Annotated in this window: 1 protein-coding gene and 1 pseudogene; both read left to right on the top strand. The window is 75.2% G+C overall.

The genetic code is table 11. The annotated features are described in order from the left end of the window. Positions 1-1,495 (top strand): annotated as a pseudogene (locus JYK17_RS37170) (FtsX-like permease family protein); the annotation flags it as partial. Between the two features lie 199 nt (positions 1,496-1,694). Continuing rightward, a complete protein-coding gene (locus tag JYK17_RS37165) occupies positions 1,695-2,648 on the top strand; it encodes an ABC transporter ATP-binding protein (protein WP_108014744.1) in 954 nt (317 codons plus the stop codon). Positions 2,649-2,697 lie beyond the last annotated feature (49 nt).

Genomic DNA, 2,697 nt, shown 5'->3' with positions numbered 1-2,697 from the left:
CGCGGCCGGTGCGATCACCGCGGCGGCGACGGCCACGGCGCTCGCCTGCGCGGCCCTGCCCCTGCGGGCGGCGGCCGTCCACCGCACCGTCCGCATCCACGGCGGCCGCGGGGACGTCACCTCCGTACGACCGTCCCGACGCCGTACGGTCGCCGAGCTCACCCTCGTCGTGGTGGCCCTGGGCGCGGTCGAGACGCTGCGCAGGCGCGGCGCGTCGAGCGACCAACTGACCTCCCTGGCCCCGGTGTTGGTGGGGGTGGCGGCGGCCCTGCTGCTGGTGCGCGTGTATCCCTTCCCGCTGCGCGGCCTGGCCCGCCCGGCGGCCCGGCTGCGCGGTGCGGTGGGCCATCTGTCGCTGGCCCGCGCGGGCCGCACCTCCGCCTCCGCGGTGCTGCCGCTGCTGGCCCTGCTGACCGCCCTCACCACGGCGGCCTTCGGCGGCTCCGTCCTTGCCGGGGTGCGCGACGCCCGCGACCAGGCGGCCCTGCTCACGGTCGGCGCCGACGCCCGCATCGAGCAGACGTCGGCTATGGCGCCGGACCTCCCCGACCGGATCCGCCGGTCGCCGGGCGTGCGGGCACTGACGGCGGTGAGCATCAGCTACCGGGCCATGCCGACCGACCTGACCCGCACGGTGCCGCTGGCGGGCGTGAACCCCGCGCAGTACGCGCAGTTGACGGCCCGGACGGGCATCGGCGCCTTCGACGCGCACGACCTGACCGGAGGCGGCCACGGCGACGCGCTCCCGGCGCTGGCCTCGCGTACGACCGCCAAGACCTACGGCACCCGGCCGTTCCCGGTGCGCCTGGAGGACGGCACCACGATCACGGTCCGCATCACCGCGGTCCGGGACCGCACCCCGGCCGTCGCCGGCGACAACTTTCTGGTCGTCGACCGCGCCGCCCTGAAGGGACCGGCGGCCCGCCCGACGGCCCTGCTCCTGACGGGCGCCCACCTCGACGGCCCCGCCCTGCGCCGGGCCGCACCCGCGTCCGCGGACGTACAACTGCGCTCCGAGGAGCGTGCGAGCTACGCCGACTCCCCCCTGCAGACCGGCGCCGAACGCGTCTACACGGCAGCGGTCGCCGCAGGCGCGGGCTACGCCGTCCTCGCCCTGCTTCTCTCCCTCCTGCGCACCATCCCCGAACGCACCGCCCTGCTGGCCCGGTTGCGCACCATGGGCCTCACCCGCACCCAGGGCCGCCGCCTGCTGATCCTGGAGTCCCTCCCGCAGGCGGTCCTCGCGGCGGCCGGCGGCGCGCTCACGGGCTGGGCGACCATCCGCCTGCTGTCGCCGGGGATCGACCTGACCACCATCGCCCTGGCCTCGCGCCAGGGCCCGGCGGGCGACGCCGTCCTGCGCACCGACGCCCTGTCGCTGGCCGTACCGGCGGCCGCGATCGTGCTGGTGACCGTGGGAGTCGCGGGGATCCAGGCCTGGTGGACGGGCCGACGGGGCGCCGTCGCGGAGCTGAGGGCGGGGGATGCGCGATGACCGCTCCGACGACCCGTAGGGTCCGCTCGAGCCGAGCCGTCCGCACGGCCCGCCCGGTCCGCCCCCGACGGACCGGACCCGCGAGCAGCAGCGTCCGTGGAAGCACCGTGGCCGCAGGCGAACACCCTGGACCGCCGACCGCCGTACAGGGCCCCCATCGACGACTCCCCACGCCGGAGACCCCCGCAGGAGAACCCCGATGACCACCAACCCCACGCTGACCGACCTGGCCGCCCGCGCGCAGGCCGCCCGCAACCGCCCCACCTACGGCCACGACGCCCTGATCACCTGCGACCGGCTGGTCCGCATCTTCACCACGGACGGCATCGAGGTGCAGGCCCTGCAGGGACTCGACCTGCTGGTCCGCGAGGGCGAACTCATGGCGCTCGTGGGGGCGTCGGGCAGCGGCAAGTCCACCCTCATGAACATCCTGGCGGGCCTGGACACCCCGACCGCGGGCGCCGCCCGCGTGGCAGGGCGCGACCTTCTGTCCATGACCGCCAAGGACCGTCTCGCCTACCGCCGCGCCACCGTCGGCTTCGTCTGGCAGCAGACCTCCCGCAATCTCCTGCCGTATCTCACCGCGGCCCAGAACATCGCCCTCCCCATGCAGCTGACCGGCCGGGGCAGGCGCAGGCGACAGTCCGAACGGGCCCTGGAACTCCTGGAGTTGCTGGAGGTGGGCGACTGCCGGGACCGCCGCCCGCACCAGATGTCCGGCGGCCAGCAGCAGCGCGTCGCCATCGCCGTGGCCCTCGCCAACGACCCCGCGGTCCTGCTGGCCGACGAGCCCACCGGCGAACTCGACTCCCACACCGCCGAACAGGTCTTCGCCGCCTTCCGCACCGCCAACGAACAGCTTGGCACCACCGTCGTCATCGTCACCCACGACCAGGCGGTGGCCGGTGAGGTCCGCCGCACGGTCGCCATCCGCGACGGCCGCACCTCGACGGAGGTCCTGCGCCGCAGCGAGGTCGACGAGGTGACCGGCGACGAGACGGTCGTCGCCCGCGAGTACGCCATGCTCGACCGCGCGGGCCGACTGCAGCTGCCCGCCGAGTACACCGAGGCCCTGGGCATGCGCGACCGCGTGGCCCTGGAACTGGAGCCGGACCACATCGCCATCTGGCCGGACGACAGCGAACACGAGTGAAAAGCGGGCGAGTTGAGAGACGCGCGGCTCAAGGCACGCTGACGTCGCG

It is taken from the genome of Streptomyces plumbidurans (assembly GCF_019857225.1).
In the GTDB taxonomy this organism is placed as follows: Bacteria; Actinomycetota; Actinomycetes; order Streptomycetales; family Streptomycetaceae; genus Streptomyces; species Streptomyces plumbidurans.
This window is presented reverse-complemented; position numbering and strand designations above follow the sequence as displayed.

Bases quoted from the DNA above. Each gene is read 5' to 3' on its own strand.
- JYK17_RS37165 (WP_108014744.1), top strand. From the start codon at position 1,695: ATGACCACCAACCCCACGCTGACCGACCTGGCCGCCCGCGCGCAGGCC.